Here is a 2,000-nt window from a genome sequence, read left to right on the forward strand (position 1 = left end):
ACCGAGACGCGCGCGGCCGACTCCGAGGCCACCGAACCGTCCGAGACGCGACGTACGCCGCAGGCCGGACCCGGCCGGCTGCGCCGCAGCTTCGACCGCAACTGGTACGCGTGGGCGATGGTCCTGCCGACCGTCGTCGTCCTCGGCGTGCTCGTCCTCTACCCGCTCGGGCAGGGCATCTACCAGTCGCTGACCAACCTCACCGAGGCCAACCAGCAGGAGATCATCTGCACCAAGACGCTCGGGGGCGGGGAGACCTGCGAGGAGAACCCGCGCAAGTTCGAGTTCGTCGGCCTCCAGAACTACGTCGACGTCCTCACCGGTGAGCGCGGCAAGTTCTGGCTCTGGTTCACCAACACCGTCGTGTGGACGACGGCGTGCGTCTTCTTCCACTACACGATCGGCCTCGGGCTCGCGGTGCTGCTCCATCGGGAGTTCCGCGGCCGCAGCCTCTACCGCGTCCTGCTGATCGTGCCGTGGGCGGTGCCGGCGTTCGTCTCGGCGTTCGCCTGGCGCTTCATGTTCAACCAGAACTTCGGGCTCATCAACGCCGCCCTCGGCAAGATCGGCATCGATCCCGTCGCCTGGACCGACCACCGGTGGACGTCGCTGTTCACCGCGATCGTCGCGAACGTCTGGATGGGCGTGCCGTTCATGATGGTGGCGATCCTCGGGGGGCTCCAGTCGATCAACAACGATCTCTACGAGGCGGCCGCGATGGACGGCGCCTCGCCGTGGCAGCGGTTCCGGCACATCACGCTCCCCGGTCTGCGGCCGGTCAGCTCGACGGTGATCCTGCTCGGCACGATCTGGACCTTCAACATGTTCCCGATCATCTTCTTCGTCACCGGCGGTGAGCCCGCCGGCCAGACCGAGATCCTCGTGACCGGCGCCTTCCGCGCCGCCTTCGAGGGCCTGCGCAACTACTCGCTGGCCGCGACCTACGGGGTGCTGATCCTCTCGATGCTCGTCGTCTACGCGTCCGTCTACCGCCGGCTGCTCCGCCGGCAGGGAGAGGTGTTCTGATGGCCGAGCTCGCCGCCGGGGCGGCCGCCGCCCCCACCGAGAACACCTACGGCCCCGAGCCGCGCCAGGGCCGTCCGCGGTCGACGCTGGCCTCGATCGGCCTCCACGCCACGCTCCTCACGGCGGTCTTCATCGCGCTCTTCCCCGTCCTCTGGGTGTTCCTGAGCTCCCTCAAGCCCCGCCAGGAGATCCAGCGGTCGACGATCGAGCTGTTCAACAGCCCCTCGCTCGACAACTACAAGCAGGTGCTGTTCCACACCGACTTCCCGACCTGGTTCCTCAACTCGGTCGTCGTGGCGGCCTTCACGATGGTCATCGGCATCGCCATGTCGGCTACGGCGGGCTACGCGCTGTCCCGCTTCAACTTCGCCGGCAAGCGCGGCCTGATGTGGGTCTTCCTGCTGACCCAGATGTTCCCGGTCGCGATCCTGATCGTGCCGATCTACACGATCATGGCGCGGCTCGGCCTGATCGACACCAAGGTGTCGCTGATCATCGCCTACTGCACCGTGGCGGTGCCGTTCTGCGCCTGGATGCTGCGCGGCTACTTCGACACCATCCCGAAGGAGCTCGACGAAGCCGCGGCCCTCGACGGCCTCGGCCCGTTTCAGACCTTCTACCGGGTGATCCTCCCGCTCGCCCGCCCCGGACTGGCGGTCACGGCGTTCTACACGTTCCTCACGGCGTGGGGCGAGGTCGCCTACGCGATCGCCTTCATCCAGACCAGCGAGAACTACACGCTCGGCGCGGGTCTCAAGCAGTTCGTGCCTCAGTTCAACCAGCGCTGGGAGCTGCTGACCCCCGCGGCGATCCTGATCATGATCCCCGCCGGCATCGTCTTCTTCTTCGCCCAGCGCCACCTCGTCGCCGGCCTGACCGCGGGCGGCACCAAGGGCTGAGGACTCGTCCGGGCGGTAGTCCGGTTGATTCGTGTCGAGATCCGGCCCGGAGCGAGCACGAATCAACCGGACTAC

Annotated in this window: 2 protein-coding genes; both read left to right on the forward strand. The window is 67.4% G+C overall.

What is annotated here, in order from left to right; all coding sequences use genetic code 11:
• Window positions 1-1,026: carbohydrate ABC transporter permease (locus ABD091_RS10840; protein WP_343918250.1), on the forward strand; the 1,026-nt coding region annotated here is incomplete at its 5' end.
• Window positions 1,026-1,925, forward strand: a complete 900-nt coding sequence (locus tag ABD091_RS10845; RefSeq protein ID WP_343918252.1) for a sugar ABC transporter permease — start codon at window positions 1,026-1,028, stop codon at window positions 1,923-1,925. The genes ABD091_RS10840 and ABD091_RS10845, both read left to right, overlap by 1 nt.
• Window positions 1,926-2,000 lie beyond the last annotated feature (75 nt).

Source organism: Nocardioides aestuarii, from assembly GCF_039527245.1.
Taxonomy (GTDB): Bacteria; Actinomycetota; Actinomycetes; order Propionibacteriales; family Nocardioidaceae; genus Nocardioides; species Nocardioides aestuarii.

Coding starts and splice junctions, on each gene's coding strand:
- ABD091_RS10845 (WP_343918252.1), top strand. CDS start 1,026: ATGGCCGAGCTCGCCGCCGGGGCGGCCGCCGCCCCCACCGAGAACACC.